The organism is Enterococcus sp. AZ196, from assembly GCF_050498845.1.
Taxonomy (GTDB): domain Bacteria; phylum Bacillota; class Bacilli; order Lactobacillales; family Enterococcaceae; genus Enterococcus_A; species Enterococcus_A murrayae.
Genome location: NZ_JBIPAM010000002.1, coordinates 729,458 through 745,605, shown reverse-complemented (window position 1 = coordinate 745,605; position 16,148 = coordinate 729,458). Strand labels below are relative to the sequence as shown.

The window sequence follows — 16,148 nt, the reverse complement described above, 5'->3', positions numbered from 1 at the left end:
TTGTTTTAGCAGCATTATCCGCCAATCGTCACTTGATAACCGGCGTCTTGGTAAACCTTTTGAAGCCTTTCCACCTTTTCATCTGCTGGTTTGACAAAATTTTGAGTGCAGACACGCTTTAATCGTTCATATTTGTCACGACCAAAATCATGATAAGGCAGCAGTGAAATTTCACTCACATGAATTTTTTCCTTCGCCAGCCAATCGATGATCTCCTCTGCATCTACTTCTTCCGCGTTTATTTCGTCCAATAAAATCAAGCGCAAATTAATCTCTGCTTGCTGTTCCGACAAAAAACGTAAATTTTCTAATACTAGCTGATTGCCGGCTCCGGTATATAACTGATGATTATGTGAATCAATGAACTTTAAATCGTACAAAAACAAGTCCGTATAAGGCAGAATTCGGCGATAATTCTCCGTCGGCGCGACCCCGCAGGTATCAATGGCAACCGAGATGCCTAAACGTTGACATTCTTGAGCCAACTCTACCACATATTCCATGTTTTGCGCCATCACCTCACCGCCAGAAAACGTAACGCCTCCGCCTGATTGATCATAGAAAATTTGATCTGCCTGAATCTTTTTCACCAGCTCGCGGATGGAGTATTCTTCTCCAATCAGTTCTTCTTTGCCATATTTGTTCAACATAATCTCTGGTGCAAATACCTGACTTTCTGGATTGTGACACCATTCACATCTAATGGGACACCCTTTGAAAAAAATCGTCGTACGAATCCCTGGCCCATCATGGGTCGAAAACTTCTGTATATTAAAAATCGTAGGCTTTTTCACGTGCTTCCCTCCCGCCTTTAATTATAAAGTCCCCGCGCTGTAGTTGCAAGCGCTTTATTCATAATGGTGAATTTTTTTATTTTATTTTCTCTAAATAATTCACTTAAATGACGGTTAGGCATTTGGTCTTTTTTCAGGTATACTAAAATAATCAATTGATGTAAGGAGTTAAGCAGATGAATATTGGTGAAAAAGTGAAAATCCTGCGTAATGAACGGGGAATGACTCTGAAGCAGCTTTCTGAAGCCACAGGGTTGTCTACGGGTTTTTTGTCCCAATTTGAACGAGGCATCACGACCATCGCGGTCGAACACCTTTCAAATATCGCAGCTTTGTTTAATGTAAGAATCAACTACTTTTTTGAAGAGGAGCCTGAGATTGAGCCCATCGTTCGCGGCTATGATCAGCCAGTAATCCATAAATTAAACAATATAATCTACAAACAATTAAGCCGGACACCGCAGGATAAAAGGATCGCGCCAAAGATGATCGAGATCATGCCCCATGAAAAGCGTGAGCTGCCGACTACTTATCCGCATCAGGGAGAGGAATTTGTGTATGTTCTAGAGGGGATTTTAACTTTAGTGATTGAAGAAAAAACCTACCAGCTCTATCCCGGCGATTCGGCACACTATTTTTCCACGATCGATCATAACTGGGACAATCAAACAAGTAATGTTGTAAAATTTATTGTTGTTCATTATCCGAATGATTACTAAAAGCGCTCGATCAAAAATGATCGAACGCTTTTTAATTGGAGTCACATTCTTCAACGATCCATGTCCTCTACACTCTCTGGTAATACCGCTCCACTGAACCTAACTCATTTAGAGTCATTCATGTTGTTTCTTTGCTGGAAGTACTGCTAATAAATCTTCAAAAATCCTTTGAAGTCTAGCTTGTGCCTCGAAAAATAATTTTGGCTCGTAGCCTGTCAATTCTTCTTCACCAAACGAACGCTGCTCAATGTAGCAATTATAGCGAATTTCTAATTGCAACGCCGCTACCTCCGCCTGCTGGCCATAGTGCCGTGTAATAAATCCTCCACTAAACGGATGATTATTCGAAACACTATACCCTTCTTTTTCTAATAGCCCCGTCACTAACTCACGCAATCCAGCACTGGTCGTTTGATCTGCTTGATTACCGATCACAAAATCAGCTGGTTTGGTCTCATCGCCATTCGGATATTCCGCAAAGCTATGTAAATCAAATAAATAAACCTGTGAAAAATGCTGCTTTTTCTGATCAATCAATGCTTGCAGGGCTTGATGATACGGCCAATAATATTGAGTCAAACGTTGATTGATCGTTTGCTTTGATAATGGCTGCTCGTACAATGAGTTTCCAAAAGTATTTTGTTGATAAACCACCGTATCCTGATAATCCGCCCCAGACATTCGACTCTCTCGGTTCGGATCGACAGTATAGCGGTTGATATGATTTTCAATCACTGTACAACCCTTTGCTACCAAAAAGTTATACAGCTCCGGTAAAAACCAATCGGTATTTGCTAAAACTGCCTCTTGCCGTAAGCTTTCTCGCATATCCTCTGGAATCCACGTTCCACTGTGAGGCAGGCTGATAATTATCGGATAATCATTTTTTTCTTCATTAAAGATAGTAAAAGGTATCATTGGCAACCTGCTTTCATTTTGACTTTGCTCTGATTATACCCCTTCCAGCCTTTTAGCGGATAAAAAACTGACAAGGAAAAATATCCTTGCCAGTTTTTAGCTGCTATTATTTGTCTAATCGATGTAAATGTTCGTATACATCGATTAGTTCTTGAGTTAATCCTATATAGGAAATGGCGTTCATTAAATGATCCTGACTATGGACCATCAACAATGTCACCTCTGCATTATTACCACTCGCTTCAGCAGTCAGCATACCTGTTTGTGTGTTGTGTGCTTCAACCAATGCGGCATTTGCAGCATTCATTCGTTCCTCCGCCTCAGTGAAATCATTATTCTTGGCCGCAGCTAACGCGGCTACTGCTTCACTTTTGGCATTGCCAGCATTCATGATTAATCCCATGACCACTTGCAGCTGTTCATCATTCATTTGTAAAGTCCCTTCCTTCGAAGCCTCCAAAATTTTTTGCTTTTTTTATCTAGCTTAGATTTCATCAAAATCAAATGTGTCGAAGTCGATTTCGTCGTCTTCAAGTGCTTCTGCTTCTTTTTCTTCCCGCAAATACTGATCATCCAGTACTTTGATAAATGGATAATAAATCGCCATCCCTAAAACAATCAGCAATGCCTGCAACACAGAAGCCTGCCAGCCACTTACTAAGAAGCCCGAAATAATCGGCGGTGTCGTCCAAGGCAATTGAATCCCATTTGTATACGGAACGATCCCCCAATCCATGGCAAAGTAAGAAATAATAATATTAATAGTAGGAACTAGTGCAAAGGGAATCAAAATAATAGGGTTCAACACGATCGGCAGGCCAAAAATTATCGGTTCATTGATTCCGAAAATACTTGGAACTAATGACAACTGAGATAATTTTTTCACCCGCTGACTTTTACAAAAGATAACCATAACGATAATCAATGATAACGTAGATCCTCCGCCCCCAAAAGTAGCAAACATATCTTGAAACTGTCCGGTAATAATATTGGGAATTTCGTGACCGTCCTTAAAGGCTTGCATATTTTCGACTGATAATGCTCGTAAAACGGGATTAAACACTGCTCCAACCACACTTGAACCGTTGATTCCGAAAAACCAGAAAAAATGTAAGAACAAATAGGCAATAATCATCGCGCCTAATGTATTTCCCAAACTCAACAACGGTGTCTGCAAGAATTTAAAGATTACATCTTGCAAGTTCCCCATTGGTGTCAATGAGACTAACCAGTTGACGACGAACATGATTGTCACAACAACAAAACTTGGAATCAACGCTTCAAAGGATTTAACTACGGTTGGCGGAACTCCTTCCGGCATTTTTATCGTCCAACCGCGATGGATCACTGCGGCAAATATTCTGGTAGAGACCAAAGCAATCAACATTCCTAAAAACAAACCACTTGAACCCATCCATTTTAAAGGCAAGCTTGTTACATCAAAAACCTGTGTGCTGTTTTCAGGTGTAAATTGTGTTGAAAAAGGAGTCAAAATGAAAAAGGACACCAAAGCTAAAGCACCGGACTGGATCGCATCAATCTCTAGCTGTCTTCCCAAACTATAGGCAATTCCAACTACAGCTAAAATAGTCATCACATCAAAACTTGCTGATGCAGGCACTGACATCAAAGATTCCCAATTGCTTCCTAAAATTGGGGAGATGATATTGCTCCAATTCGGAATCGGAAAATTCGCTAATAATAAGAAAAACGAGCCAACAATCAATAATGGCGTTGAAATCAAAAAGCCGTCACGGATCGCAATCAAATACTTGTTTTCCCCAATGACTTTCGCTAACGGCGTCAAAACTTTTTCCAACCAGTTTAAAAACTTCTGCATCTTTTTTTCCTCCAATCAATCATATTCTATTTTTTATTTTTTTTGATAAGCTTTAATACTTCTTTCATCGCTTTTTCGCCATCCATCATGCCATAGATCTCAGGCTCGATCACAGCGACTGGAATGCCTTGAGGAGCAAATTGTGCTTTCGTTTTTTCCAGTAAAAATTTGACTTGCGGTCCTAAAAGAATTGCTACTGGTTTTTCTTTTTCAACCACTTCTTGTGAGCGCGCTACCGGAAATGCCGTGATTTGGAGCGGCATATTATGCTTATTGACGATTTCCATCATTTTGTTGACCATAATACTAGTCGACATACCTGCATCACAGAATAGATAAATTTGTTTTTTACTCATGTACTCCACTCTCCTAAGTTTTATTCAATCGGTGCTTTAATCCGTTTTTCATAAGCGTCTAGCCAGTCTTGTGTGATCGGCTGAATATCCGTGGTATGATCTGGTCCCCTATTGGCGATGAAGACTTGTGCTGCTTCCAGATCGTTTCCGACACTGAAGGTAAATTCAACGTTTGTTGCTACCCCCCACTCGCCTTTGGTATTCATAGCAATCAATGAGAATGCTCCTGCTTTTCCATAGCGTGCCGTTAATTTATCGTGGAAATCATAAACGGCTTTGTCGCAGGCCGCCTGCGGCTTGATGCCTTCACCCATCAAGCGAACAATCTCATAGGAGAGACAGCCCTTCATCAAATCTTCCCCCAAGCCTGTTGCTGCTGCGCCGCCAATCTCACTATCGACATAAAAGCCTGATCCAGATAATGGCGAATCGCCAACACGACCTGGTTTTTTCATAAACAAACCAGAACTGGATGTTCCTGCTGTCATCGTGCCCCTCTGATCTAATGTGATCGCACCGACTGTATCGTGACCATCGTAAGGATTTAAATTATTTTCTTGAATCTCCTTCAAGCGTTTCTCCCAAATTTTATGGGCCCGCTTCGTCAGCATACTCTTTCTTTCAAAGCCCTCCAGCATCGAATACTTAGTAGCGCCCTCACCGACTCGAAAACTATTAAACTTGTCTTGACTCAGTTTTCGTGCAACAGAGATGGGATTTTTTACATCCGTGATTCCGGCTACCGCGCCGATTTCAAATGTATCGCCGTTCATGAAGGCCGCATCCATTTCCAAGATGCCCTCCGCGTTTGGCAAGCCGCCAAAACCAACTGATTTATAGTAAGGATAATCCTCTACGGTCTTGATCAATGTCTCTACCGCATCGCCAGCTCCCTCTTTCTTTTCTAATATTCGCAGTGCTTCTACTACACCATCATGCGCCATACGCCAGGTGGCAATCGCTCCCCACGCCATCGTCGTGCTCCTTCCCGTTACCGTTTACATTTTAAAAATCTGACCTCATTATAAATAGTATATACTGTTTTGTATATACTAAATTCGAAATTTTTTTATCTTTTTTAGCGTTTTCTAAGCGAAACGAGAACAAACTAAAAAAGCGATACTCTGCCGTAGCGGAAATATCACTTTGGAAATAGGGAGCTGTGAGATTATTTTAGAATGCCTTACCGCAACATTCAGCAAGGAACTCGTCAGAACATTTAGAGAATAAAAAAACTACGGCCCTCATCAAGCAGAGCCGCAATTCTTTAGGCAAATTATCAGAATGAAGCAACAAAATCAAGTGAAATATCTATAACTATGAATTTCTACTTTTCCACCCATTTCTTGTAAATAATCGAAGCTTATATCATCAAGCCCATTACATATAAATGATAGTATTGACCGTCAATCAATGTAGTGTTCTTCAGTTCTCCTTCGATTTGGAAACCAAATTTTTTATACAATTCCACTGCCATGCTATTGTCTTTTCTAGTATCTAGCTGAATTTTGGTAGTAATACCGTTTGTTTTCGACCAATCTAAAAGACGTCGGATCAATTCACTGCCTATACCTTGTCCCTGAAATTTTTCCGTAACGACAATCCCAAGTTCTCCACAATGTCTTGCTTTAACTTTATGACTGGATGTAATCGTCCCAATACCTACAATCTGATTGTCTGCTACTGCTAAAAACATAACAGAATTCGGTTGTTGCTCCGTACTGATAATGCTCGCCTTTTGCATATCCACATCTAGCGGATACTCATTTTCTGTGAAACTCAAATAGGTCGTTTCCCCACCGACACGATTATAGAAAGCTACAATTTCCTCGGCATCTTCCACCACCGGATTTCGGTAAACAACAGCATCATTTAAACTCATCTTATCCTTCTTTCCGAATACATATTCTAGAAAACGCATTCATTCTTTGCTAAAGAAATTGTATGCCCGCCTAAAACGAATGTCAAGGCGCCAACCCAAAGCGCATAGCTATCTGACAATCAAACTTTGGGGACAGTGAAAACGAGCGACTGGAGAGACTGACTAGCATTCCATCTCTTTTATCCAACCGCTCGTTTTTAATCTATCATTCCATTAGCTTCAGCATAGCCCGCATATAAATTTCCATATTTAGCAACAGGTCTTCCTCATCCATGTACTCATCTTGATTGTGGGCAATTCCTTTTTGACCGGGAAACGATGGGCCGAACGCGACGATATTCGGAACAAATCGCGCATAGGTGGCGCCAGTCGTCGTGACAGGTGTTCCATCTAAACCGGTCACCTCTTCATAAACCTTTGCTAATAGCTGAACGTTGGCATCCTCTTTTGGGAAATGGCTGCTTTTGATCCGACGAGTAACGTTTAATTGGCTGTTGAGGGGTAAATGCTTTTCCAATTCCTTCGTTACTTCTGTCTCAGTAACTGACACTGGGTATCGAATAGCCACAGAAAGTGATAGCTGCCCATCTTTTTTGATCAGCTGATAGGGTGTGATCATCAATTTTCCACTGTCTGCATCTGAAAAATCGATTCCTAAGCCTTCTCCATAATGCTGGTTTGCCAGACTGGTGACGATCCATGAGAAATACTCTGCCAATTGTCCAGTAACCAATTTTTCATGAAGAATCTTTTCTGCTAATAAAGTAATCGCATTTTTTCCAAGCTCTGGTGCATTTGAGGGCGCTCGTTTGCCAATTGCTTGAATGTTTTTTCCAGCAATTGCGACAGACAATTCATCTGGAACATGATCGCGCGCCTGATCCCCCACAAAATCACCTAAACTACGCAATATGTCTTCAGGAAAAGACGTTTCTATTTCATAATTAACGATCCCGCGTTCCCCATAAACCACCGGATATTTACAATCTGGAGTAAAACCGAACTGCGGCGCTTTCTCTTCACTTAGATATAGCGGAATATCCGAACTGCCGCTTTCTTCATCTGTACCAAAAATGATGCGGATCGTTTTTTTAGTCGGCAGCTGCAAATCTTTTAGCAGCTTTAGCCCAAACAAACAAGCAAGAATCGGGCCTTTATTATCCAAGATCCCTCGGCCATAAAAACGTTGATTCTGTTTACTCAATTTAAACGGTGGGAAAGACCAGCCATCTCCGGCAGGCACGACATCCAAATGCCCTACAACACCGATATACTCTTCCCCTTCACCCCATTGGGCATAACCGACGGCATCGTTTACAATTTTCGTTTTGAAGCCGTAGCTCTGAGCCAATGCCATAACAGCTTCTAATGCTGCTTTGGGGCCTTTACCAAAGGGGGCATGCTGCTCAGGCTCGCCTTTAACACTTTCTACCTGCAGCACCTGATCAAGATCCTGATAAAATTGTTCCTTGCTCTCTTCAATCACTTTTCTAACATCAACAGACATGAGAAGACTCCTTTATTATGTTTTGCTTTGACATTCTAATGGTTATAACGAGTAAGTGTTGTCTTGAACACATAACGGTCTGAACGATAATAAGAAATATCATAAAAAATCGGCGTCGCGTCCAAAGCATAGGTCACTGAATAAACCTGCAGCAATGGGTCCCCCATTGGAACATCCAGCAGCTTTGAAAGCTCCGGCTTCACTAAAATGGCCTCTACCTCTTGATGTGAATAGGCAATTTCGGTCTTTTGCTCCAGCAATTTGAATAAGGAGCCGTTGAAATCTTCTTTGGTCAATCCTTTGACATAATACTCAGATAGATAGATTTTTTCCACCGTCATCGGCTCATCATCTAAAATCCGCCGCCGAACCAGCTCATAAATCGGCTGATCTTCTTCTAATTGCAGGGCATCCAAAATGGCCTCCGAGGGCTCGCTGACCTTTTGAAACGAGATGACTTCCGTGCTGCTGGTTTTTCCGTAGGCCTTCGCGGCTTCAGTAAACCCTTGCAAGCCTGAACGACCGCTTTGGATTTTTGGCTGCGACATCACATAGCTGCCCTTGCCGCGGCGTTTGACCAAAATGTTTTTATTGATCAAATCATCGATGGCCTTTCGAACCGTTAAGCGGCTGCAGTCAAATTCTTTGGCTAGATCATACTCGGAGGGCAATTTTTGCGAACTGACATAGATACCTTCATGGATACGCTTTTCGATTTCGGCGGAAACTTGATCAAACTTGGCTTTTGTCGTCTTTTTTTCTTCCATATTTTCTCCTTATTTTTTTCCTTTATTGTTCCAGTGGTGGATTGAACCAACAAGTGAAACAAGTAGTCATTTTTATGTTTCTCTTTCAAACTGAAAAACTTTTCAATTTCACTATACTGATTCTTCATTGACTTGGCTAGATTATTTTTACGGTATATACCGTAAAGTATATACTATATCCCTAGAATAAGAAATTCAATCATTCTCAGACTTTTTTTACTTTCAAAATAGTGTGCTCTAATCTATCAGAACGTCTTCCACAGCTTTCTTTATGATCTTCTTTCGCTTATAATACCTTCAGGTGATTTTATGAATACAATAGATGCAACGGAAATCGTTGAAAAAATGAGCAACCAAAAAATAAATTATGATCGTGTGCTGCATAAAATGATTCAATCGTGGGAAAAGGAAGCTGTCCGCCCGCGGATTTTGATTCATTCCTGTTGTGCTCCCTGCAGTACCTACACTCTGGAATTTCTGACTCAGCACGCGGATGTAACAATCTTCTTTTCAAATTCCAATATTCATCCCAAAAGTGAGTATCAGCGGCGTGTCTTGGTCCAAGAAAAGTTCATCAACGACTTTAACGCAGCGACAGGAAATCAAGTGAACCTGATCATCGATGACTATAAGCCAAATGAGTTCATTCAATTGATGCAGCAAAAAGAGCTGACGGAGGAGCCTGAAGGCGGCCAGCGGTGTACAGCTTGCTTTAATATGCGCTTGGATTTAGCAGCGAAAGAAGCAGTGGAGCGCGGATACGACTATTTCGGCAGCGCGTTGACGATCTCTCCGAAAAAAAATAGCCAATTGATCAATCAAATCGGTATGGATATTCAAAAAATTTACAATACTCACTACTTACCGAGTGATTTCAAGAAAAATTCTGGCTACCAGCGTTCGATTGAACTGTGTAAAGAATACGATGTTTATCGTCAATGCTACTGCGGCTGTGTTTTCGCCGCGAAGCAGCAGGGCTGTGATCTAAAAACAATCAACAAAGAAGCCAAAGCCTATGTAAAGGAACATCAAGCCCAAACAACTGAAGCCTAAAAAAGATCGATAGAGCGAATCTATCGATCTTTTTTAGGCAAATTCATAACTTATTAGTGTACTTATGCTTCTGGTTTCCCGTGTTTCGACATCTGTCGCTGTGTGCCTCAAATCTTTAAGAAGGCTTGATTATGTTTTCTTGGAAAAGAGTTTCAAAGGTATTCACTGCTCCACCATGCTCAACGATTTTTCCATCTACAACCTTGTCGATATCCACACCTGTAAATGAAAGCTTCTTATTTGTCGCTTTCATTCCTAACCAATCCCCCTTATGAGTCCCTTCCATAATAAATTCCGAAATAATATAGTCGTGATCCTCAAACTGACGGATGATATTCATTGTATAGTCGGGATAGGTTTTTTTTACATCAATAAGATGCTCCTTCATCCCTTCAATACCTAGCGGAATAATCGCCTCCCCTGCCCTGACCGTACACTCCGGCGAAATATAGTCCGCCACTTGATCAAGCAGGTTCTTTGATACAACAACCTCGTAAAAATACTTAATGATTTCTTTTTTGTTCATTCCTATCCCTCCACTATGCTAAAACGGTATGATCTCCGTTAAGAAGTAAAATGACACTTTTACACAATGCTGCGATAAGCTTTTCCCCGTTAAACTCGTAATCAGGTGTGCCTTCCTTAAATGAATAATAATTTGAATAAAGGACATCTCCGACAATCCCGTCAAAGGAGGCAATGATAAAACTAGTGATTTCTGACAACGGAAGAAGCGGGTGAAAGTAGCCTTCCCGCGTTTTCTCAGTAATAAATGTAAAAATATGACCGCTTAAATAGACAAATCTCGCATTTTCCTCGATTCTTGAATGAAACGCTTGACTTCTTTCTGGATCATTGGCTAACGGGATATCCATGTCCAAGAAAATTTTCCCATAAACATTGAAGGCAGCCAGTACCCGTTCTGTTGAATAATCAAATAGATCAACAAGCACCTGCTCAGGCTTCTTTTGAGCTTGAAGAATCTGTTCGATCCTCGAAACGTCATTTCCTTCAAACCTGCTGCCCTCTCGGTTAACTAGTGCGATAAGTACCTCATCTATGTTCTCGAAATACTTGTATATCCCGCCGCGGCTGGCCTTCATTTCCTTGACGATATCCGACATGCTGACCTCGTAAACCGCCTTCCTCATACAGACAGCTAATGCAGCATCCAATATATCGTTTCGCTTCTTTTCAAAATACTCTTCTTTTACTTTCGGCATAAATTTTCCTTTCAATATTTCCCAGTTGAGAAGCATCATTCCTTGATGTCGTCGCCTGCAGCAAGCAGTTCGTCATACGTATCGGCACTGATCATTTCTAGGCTCATCATGTTGAAGGCTTTTGCTAATCGGGCATATTTTTGGGAGTTAACACCCATACTGTCAATTTGCCTTATGTCGATTTGATCCTTCCATCTATTAGACTGCTTCTTTGCTGCTTTAACAGTCTCCAAAGAGTAGGATTTTATGATTTGCTTCTTTTCCAGTACATTCGTGCTGAAAAATACCTCACTCTCGACATCCCTAAGTAAAGCCTCTACCAGCAAAGCTTGTCCCGCTTCCTCAAGGGAAAAATTTCTTTGGCGCATCTCACCCCCATAAAGTGTAAACGGCGAAAAGTTAACGGGGATTTCATTTATCTGGACCACTAAACCAAAATCCAGCTGCTTCCGATTAAACGGGATAAACATGGAATCTGTTGCTTTTTGATAAACCTTCTGTTCCTTTAGATATTCTCTAATCATTGGCATATCACTTTTTTCAACGACGACGTCAATATCCCCATGTTCACGATCCGACTCACTATCAGCTAATAAGTAAGGAACAATTCCCCCGGCAAAATAGAACAAGCCACGAATTTTTTCTGCCTTTATCAGTTGTAATGCGACCTGCTTGATTTCATTGTATGAATGACTCATTTTTTCACTCCTTTACGATTTGATCAGTAATCGAAACCGCTTCTTCACATCCAAGTGTTACTGTTATTAATTTTTCAATATATAAAAACGACACCGTTGTCGTTTTTATATATTAGCATGTTGCCTGCAAGAGTTCAACCTGTAGGCAAAGACCACTTTGCTAGACAAAAAAAGTGGGAAAACAGTTTTTCCTGTTTTCCCGCTTTATCGCTTTTTTCATTATTACAATAATTTTTCCAGCACCTGCAAGACACCGGATTCATTATTCGAGGGAGCTTGCTTTTTCGCAGTCGCTAATACCTCCGGACTGCACTCCTTCATGGCATAGCTTTGCTCAGTCAGAGCCAGCATTTCCAAATCATTATTTGCATCACCAAAAGCAACCAACTCGTTTGGCTCAATTTCCCATTCGTCTAACAGCCATTTAATCGCATTTCCTTTTGTGATTCCTGGAATAATAATATCAATACTGCCATGTCCGCTGGTAACCGCGGTAATAGATCCCTCAAAAGCCTGATTGAGCCGCTCTGCAATCTCTGCGGTTTTTTCCACCGCGACATCTAAGGCGAACTTTACAATCGGGTCCTCCGGCAAGGTTTCGAAGCTGTCCACTTCCTCCATTTCATAGCTGTAAATCCTGGCAAATTTTTTGAACCCTTCGTTGGCACTTTTCAACATATAGGAGGATTTGATTCCGCAGGCTACAAAATCCAGATCATTGCTTTTTTCTACTAGAAACGAAATAATTTTATTGACCAATTCACTAGAAAAATGATGCTCTCGTGCCAGCTTTTGCTCCTTAAAAATCAGCGCGCCATTATCCGAAACGAAAGTAATTTGCTCCTCCTTACCAGGAAAGAAAGACTTCAATTGATAGTATTGATTACCGCTGGCAACAATAAACTGAATGCCCCTTTCCTGCATCTGAGCAAACAAACGATCGAACCGCTCATGTTCATAAGTATTGGCCCCATTCAAAAATGTGCCGTCCATATCCACCGCAACTGCTTTAATCATTCGTCTCCTCCTCTACCGCTCTATTGAGCAATTGCTGTAAAACATTCAATTGCAGCTCAAAATTTTGCCGCGCTTTTTTATTTTCTGTATCCAAAATGAACCCGCAGGATAAATTCAGTAACGCCGCCAGCATTAAAAAGCCTGATGTGATAAGTGTCGGCATCCGTTCAACCAAACCTGTCTGCAAATACTCTAAAAAGACGGGAACTCCCAAAATAATGGCCAACACCGTCAAAAGCCCAGCCAGCACACTAAAAAATAGTAGCGGACGATAATCCTTGAACAGTTGAAAAATCGTCTTGATCACGCGCAGCCCATCAGAAACCGTATTCAATTTTGAATCACTGCCTTCTGGACGATCGCGATAATCTACCTCAACATTTTTGATCACAAAATTTTTATCCAGCGCATGGATGTTCATTTCGGTCTCGATTTCGAAGCCTTTGCTTAAAACGGGCATACTTTTAGCAAATAACGGACTCAATGCACGATAGCCGGTCAATATATCTTTGATCGTGCCGTTGAAGAAGTAATTGATCAAATGACGAACAACGACATTGCCAGAATTATGGAAGGGACGCTTATTCTCCGAGAAATAGGTTGAAGACAAACGATCTCCCGTCACCATATCTGCCCCATTCTCCAGCACCTCACGACATAAATTTCTGGCATTCTTAGCCGGATAAGTGTCATCACCGTCCACTAGTAAATAGCATTCCGCCTCGATTTCGCGAAACATTGTTCGGACGACATTTCCCTTTCCCTGTCGACTTTCCTTTTTGACCTTCACTCCTGATGCTTTAGCAATCGCGTAGGTATCATCAGTAGAATTATTGTCATATACATAGATCGTGCCTTCCGGTAATTCCTTTTTAAAATCATCTATCACTGCTTGTATTGTTTGTGCCTCATTATAGCAAGGGATCAGTACTGCAATTTTATCCAATTGATTCCTCCTCTTTTCTTCGGTCTATTCGATAGCTCTTAGGTGTTTGATTGAAGCGTTCCTTAAACATTTTCCCAAAATAGCTGGCATTTTTAAAGCCGCATTCTTGAGCAATCCGTTCTACTGTCCACTGAGTATTCAGCATCAACGCGACAGCCATTGATAGACGATAGTCATTGATATATTCCATCGGCTTCTTTTGAGTGAAGCGGGCAAAGATCCGAAAACATTCCGAACGACTGATCTCAGTCTGCTCACAGAGCGTCTGGATCGTAAGGCGTTCCTGATAATTTTTTTGGATATAGCTCATCACCGCTTTGATTTCTCGCTCATATTTTTCAGGGCGCTTCTCTAACGGCGCTTTTTCCTGCTCCAGTAAATACTTGAAAAGCTTTTCCCAGATCAAGCTAAGCTGAGAAAGCACCCGTAATTCATAGCCGACGTTTTCCTCGATCTCGGCTAAACTTACCAATAACCCGGACATCTCCCGCCCTATTTCACTGTCACCCTTAAGCTGTTTTCCCAAGAAGCCTTGATTACTCAACGTTTGAAAATATTTCTGGTATATCGTTCCTGCTCCGCCGCCTGTCAGCAAATCCGCCGAAAAAACGATTGTCAGCATTTCTGCCGAATCCTCTTTTTCCCGCAGTGCAGCGCCATGCAGACTATTTGAATACACCACCATACTGTCGCCTTCAGCTAAAACAAAGCGCTGGTCATTCAAACGATAATCCAGTTTCCCCTTCAGCATCACATTCATTTCAATCGTCTCATGCCAATGATAATTTAAGATTTGGCCGACTGTCTCATTAAACTCATCCTGCCAAATACCAAAGGGAAACGCGTTATCTGGAAATACCATCAATTCCTTCAACTTATTATCCAGGCAAAGCTTTTTCGCTAACATAAAAAACACCACATCCGAAACTATTTTTATACTATACACCTGAATTATAGACTATATCGATTCATATTGAAACTATTTTTTTATAATTGATATTTTCTCTAGAAATCGCTAGAGCGTTTTGGAGGCTGTCGATTTTACCAGATCAGCTAATTTTCTCCACACTGAATAAGCCTGATCGTCTGTCTTTTTCAATCATGCTGCACCTTTAATAAACCACCTGTTCTGAAACAAAGAGGCTATTTCTTATTTCTTCCTAAAAACTTTCCAAGTGTCCTTTGCCACGGCCACCGCTCGCCTTCGTTTTGACTCTGATCAAGGTTTTGGCCAATGGTCATGTAGGAGGTGTCTGTTTTTTGCGGAACAGTGAAAGGCTTTTTCTCGTCCGTTTTTTGCGGCAAAGTGACAGTACTTATCGGAGAAGTTCGCGGATTGCTGCTTTCAGTCTTGATAATCATTTGGGGTGATGCCGAATCTGCGCGCGTTTTCTTCGTGGAGTGATCGCCTTCATTCTCGTGTTTGTCCGAAGGGGTCTCTGTTTTTACACTCTTTGTTGATTCAGTTCCAGTATCCGTCCGCCCTGCTTCACCTGCGACGGATTTATCTTGTTCACTAGAACTCGGCTTCTTCTCATTTGCTGCAGCTTGAGTTGGCTCCTGAGCTTTTTCCGACCGAGCGCTATATTTTGTAGTGATGATTTTTCCAGAGCCTTCATAGTTTAAGAAATTGACGAATTTTCGCACGCCGTCTACTTCAAAAATAGTCAAGGTAGTCAGGATTTGTAAACTATTTGAAATAATCTCCTCGTCCTTCGTAGGATCTGCTTCACGAATAGTCAGCTTATGGCGTTTGCCATTGGCATCCGAAAAAAAGGACTCCATGATGTAAGCATGGTTTTCCTGCCAATTATCCAGTGTCCCTTCCTGCTCTAAATACTTTTTATAGCCACGAGCCTCTTCTGTGGCCGCTAAATAAGCTGTTCTATTTTTAAACAGACGCTTGATGAGTGCCTTCCGTTCACTTTTTTTAAAATATTTTTCAAAGTACGGCAAATGACGACGCAGTGTATCATCAGGCTCTGCAGTCAAAAACAACTCGCGAATCAACGATTGAAGTTTCTCCGAGATCGCTTCCGAGCAGATAGCGCTGCGCACCAAAATAGCAACAAGATACTCAATGACCTCCGAAACACTTTTAGTTTGCTCATATCGTTTGATGATTCTCCGCTCAAGATTTACCCATTTCATCAAAAAAAGCTGTCTTTGCCCTAATTTTGCTACATCCATTTTTTATACCCCCACTTTAAAAGAAATCGTTTTCATTTTATAAAAAATATAATAACGATAAATAACTTGTTTGTAAATAGGAAATATAAATATTTTATATCAAAATAGGATAAAAAACCTTTTATTTATGCATTCATTTTCTTTATTTCTTTTAAAGTTTTTAAATCGGGAAATCTTAAAATAACTAATGACCATTTATATAAGTGCCTCAAACAAGCAAAAAAAGTGCGATCTAAAG

Annotated in this window: 18 protein-coding genes; 2 read left to right on the top strand and 16 right to left on the bottom strand. The window is 41.0% G+C overall.

Annotation, left to right across the window (positions count from 1 at the left end):
• Nucleotides 1-14 precede the first annotated feature (14 nt).
• Complete coding sequence (locus IGI67_RS21255) at nucleotides 15-794, bottom strand: glycyl-radical enzyme activating protein (protein ID WP_429959176.1); 780 nt, start codon at nucleotides 792-794, stop codon at nucleotides 15-17.
• 176 nt (nucleotides 795-970) lie between these two features.
• Between IGI67_RS21255 and IGI67_RS21250 the strand changes: the two genes are divergently transcribed.
• Entirely contained in the window at nucleotides 971-1,513 is a 543-nt protein-coding gene (locus IGI67_RS21250) for a helix-turn-helix domain-containing protein (protein ID WP_207107301.1), read from the top strand.
• A gap of 114 nt (nucleotides 1,514-1,627) precedes the next feature.
• On the opposite strand, the gene IGI67_RS21245 is transcribed toward IGI67_RS21250, so the two are convergent.
• The 8 genes from IGI67_RS21245 to IGI67_RS21210 all read right to left on the bottom strand — a co-directional run bounded on the left by IGI67_RS21245 (nucleotide 1,628) and on the right by IGI67_RS21210 (nucleotide 8,783).
• Entirely contained in the window at nucleotides 1,628-2,431 is an 804-nt protein-coding gene (locus tag IGI67_RS21245; protein WP_429959175.1) for an N-formylglutamate amidohydrolase, read from the bottom strand.
• Between the two features lie 106 nt (nucleotides 2,432-2,537).
• On the bottom strand, nucleotides 2,538-2,861 hold the full coding sequence (locus IGI67_RS21240; protein WP_429959174.1) for a PTS lactose/cellobiose transporter subunit IIA: 324 nt from the start codon (nucleotides 2,859-2,861) through the stop codon (nucleotides 2,538-2,540).
• A gap of 54 nt (nucleotides 2,862-2,915) precedes the next feature.
• Complete coding sequence (gene celB / locus IGI67_RS21235) at nucleotides 2,916-4,271, bottom strand: PTS cellobiose transporter subunit IIC (RefSeq protein ID WP_429959173.1); 1,356 nt, start codon at nucleotides 4,269-4,271, stop codon at nucleotides 2,916-2,918.
• A 26-nt stretch (nucleotides 4,272-4,297) separates the two neighbouring features.
• A complete protein-coding gene (locus IGI67_RS21230; RefSeq protein ID WP_429959172.1) occupies nucleotides 4,298-4,627 on the bottom strand; it encodes a PTS sugar transporter subunit IIB in 330 nt (109 codons plus the stop codon).
• A 20-nt stretch (nucleotides 4,628-4,647) separates the two neighbouring features.
• Complete coding sequence (locus IGI67_RS21225; RefSeq protein ID WP_207107295.1) at nucleotides 4,648-5,601, bottom strand: N(4)-(beta-N-acetylglucosaminyl)-L-asparaginase; 954 nt, start codon at nucleotides 5,599-5,601, stop codon at nucleotides 4,648-4,650.
• A gap of 389 nt (nucleotides 5,602-5,990) precedes the next feature.
• On the bottom strand, nucleotides 5,991-6,509 hold the full coding sequence (locus IGI67_RS21220; RefSeq protein WP_207107294.1) for a GNAT family N-acetyltransferase: 519 nt from the start codon (nucleotides 6,507-6,509) through the stop codon (nucleotides 5,991-5,993).
• Between the two features lie 205 nt (nucleotides 6,510-6,714).
• Nucleotides 6,715-8,016, bottom strand: coding sequence for a M20 family metallopeptidase (locus IGI67_RS21215; RefSeq protein ID WP_207107293.1), 1,302 nt, complete (start codon nucleotides 8,014-8,016; stop codon nucleotides 6,715-6,717).
• A 35-nt stretch (nucleotides 8,017-8,051) separates the two neighbouring features.
• Nucleotides 8,052-8,783 (bottom strand): GntR family transcriptional regulator, LSA1692 subfamily, encoded by a 732-nt coding sequence (locus IGI67_RS21210; protein WP_207107292.1) that lies wholly within the window; start codon nucleotides 8,781-8,783, stop codon nucleotides 8,052-8,054.
• 309 nt (nucleotides 8,784-9,092) lie between these two features.
• Here IGI67_RS21210 and IGI67_RS21205 point away from each other — a divergent pair, with 309 nt between their 5' ends.
• Nucleotides 9,093-9,836: an epoxyqueuosine reductase QueH gene (locus tag IGI67_RS21205; protein WP_429959171.1), complete on the top strand. Its 744-nt coding sequence runs from the start codon at nucleotides 9,093-9,095 to the stop codon at nucleotides 9,834-9,836.
• Nucleotides 9,837-9,951: 115 nt separating this feature from the next.
• Here IGI67_RS21205 and IGI67_RS21200 read toward each other — a convergent pair whose 3' ends face one another.
• From IGI67_RS21200 to IGI67_RS21170, 7 genes are all read right to left on the bottom strand, one after another.
• Nucleotides 9,952-10,362, bottom strand: coding sequence for an ester cyclase (locus IGI67_RS21200; protein ID WP_429959170.1), 411 nt, complete (start codon nucleotides 10,360-10,362; stop codon nucleotides 9,952-9,954).
• A 13-nt stretch (nucleotides 10,363-10,375) separates the two neighbouring features.
• Complete coding sequence (locus IGI67_RS21195) at nucleotides 10,376-11,059, bottom strand: TetR/AcrR family transcriptional regulator (protein ID WP_207107289.1); 684 nt, start codon at nucleotides 11,057-11,059, stop codon at nucleotides 10,376-10,378.
• A 35-nt stretch (nucleotides 11,060-11,094) separates the two neighbouring features.
• Entirely contained in the window at nucleotides 11,095-11,757 is a 663-nt protein-coding gene (locus IGI67_RS21190) for a hypothetical protein (protein ID WP_207107288.1), read from the bottom strand.
• A gap of 222 nt (nucleotides 11,758-11,979) precedes the next feature.
• Complete coding sequence (locus IGI67_RS21185) at nucleotides 11,980-12,774, bottom strand: Cof-type HAD-IIB family hydrolase (protein ID WP_429959169.1); 795 nt, start codon at nucleotides 12,772-12,774, stop codon at nucleotides 11,980-11,982.
• Nucleotides 12,767-13,720, bottom strand: a complete 954-nt coding sequence (locus IGI67_RS21180; protein ID WP_429959168.1) for a glycosyltransferase family 2 protein — start codon at nucleotides 13,718-13,720, stop codon at nucleotides 12,767-12,769. The genes IGI67_RS21185 and IGI67_RS21180 overlap by 8 nt, the downstream gene beginning before the upstream one ends.
• Nucleotides 13,713-14,627, bottom strand: coding sequence for an AraC family transcriptional regulator (locus tag IGI67_RS21175; RefSeq protein WP_429959167.1), 915 nt, complete (start codon nucleotides 14,625-14,627; stop codon nucleotides 13,713-13,715). Before IGI67_RS21175 ends, IGI67_RS21180 begins: the two co-directional genes overlap by 8 nt.
• A gap of 236 nt (nucleotides 14,628-14,863) precedes the next feature.
• Nucleotides 14,864-15,910 carry a hypothetical protein gene (locus IGI67_RS21170; protein ID WP_429959166.1) on the bottom strand — a complete coding sequence of 349 codons (1,047 nt, stop codon included), beginning with the start codon at nucleotides 15,908-15,910 and terminating at the stop codon, nucleotides 14,864-14,866.
• Nucleotides 15,911-16,148 lie beyond the last annotated feature (238 nt).

What these genes read in the sequence shown, in the direction of transcription:
- IGI67_RS21245 (WP_429959175.1), bottom strand. Translation starts at nt 2,431, where the DNA reads ATGATACCTTTTACTATCTTTAATGAAGAAAAAAATGATTATCCGATA.
- IGI67_RS21175 (WP_429959167.1), bottom strand. Translation starts at nt 14,627, where the DNA reads ATGTTAGCGAAAAAGCTTTGCCTGGATAATAAGTTGAAGGAATTGATG.
- IGI67_RS21190 (WP_207107288.1), bottom strand. Translation starts at nt 11,757, where the DNA reads ATGAGTCATTCATACAATGAAATCAAGCAGGTCGCATTACAACTGATA.
- IGI67_RS21240 (WP_429959174.1), bottom strand. Translation starts at nt 2,861, where the DNA reads ATGAATGATGAACAGCTGCAAGTGGTCATGGGATTAATCATGAATGCT.
- IGI67_RS21210 (WP_207107292.1), bottom strand. Translation starts at nt 8,783, where the DNA reads ATGGAAGAAAAAAAGACGACAAAAGCCAAGTTTGATCAAGTTTCCGCC.
- IGI67_RS21200 (WP_429959170.1), bottom strand. Translation starts at nt 10,362, where the DNA reads ATGAACAAAAAAGAAATCATTAAGTATTTTTACGAGGTTGTTGTATCA.
- IGI67_RS21225 (WP_207107295.1), bottom strand. Translation starts at nt 5,601, where the DNA reads ATGGCGTGGGGAGCGATTGCCACCTGGCGTATGGCGCATGATGGTGTA.
- IGI67_RS21170 (WP_429959166.1), bottom strand. Translation starts at nt 15,910, where the DNA reads ATGGATGTAGCAAAATTAGGGCAAAGACAGCTTTTTTTGATGAAATGG.
- IGI67_RS21205 (WP_429959171.1), top strand. Translation starts at nt 9,093, where the DNA reads ATGAATACAATAGATGCAACGGAAATCGTTGAAAAAATGAGCAACCAA.
- IGI67_RS21185 (WP_429959169.1), bottom strand. Translation starts at nt 12,774, where the DNA reads ATGATTAAAGCAGTTGCGGTGGATATGGACGGCACATTTTTGAATGGG.
- IGI67_RS21220 (WP_207107294.1), bottom strand. Translation starts at nt 6,509, where the DNA reads ATGAGTTTAAATGATGCTGTTGTTTACCGAAATCCGGTGGTGGAAGAT.
- IGI67_RS21215 (WP_207107293.1), bottom strand. Translation starts at nt 8,016, where the DNA reads ATGTCTGTTGATGTTAGAAAAGTGATTGAAGAGAGCAAGGAACAATTT.
- IGI67_RS21250 (WP_207107301.1), top strand. Translation starts at nt 971, where the DNA reads ATGAATATTGGTGAAAAAGTGAAAATCCTGCGTAATGAACGGGGAATG.
- IGI67_RS21195 (WP_207107289.1), bottom strand. Translation starts at nt 11,059, where the DNA reads ATGCCGAAAGTAAAAGAAGAGTATTTTGAAAAGAAGCGAAACGATATA.
- IGI67_RS21230 (WP_429959172.1), bottom strand. Translation starts at nt 4,627, where the DNA reads ATGAGTAAAAAACAAATTTATCTATTCTGTGATGCAGGTATGTCGACT.
- celB (WP_429959173.1), bottom strand. Translation starts at nt 4,271, where the DNA reads ATGCAGAAGTTTTTAAACTGGTTGGAAAAAGTTTTGACGCCGTTAGCG.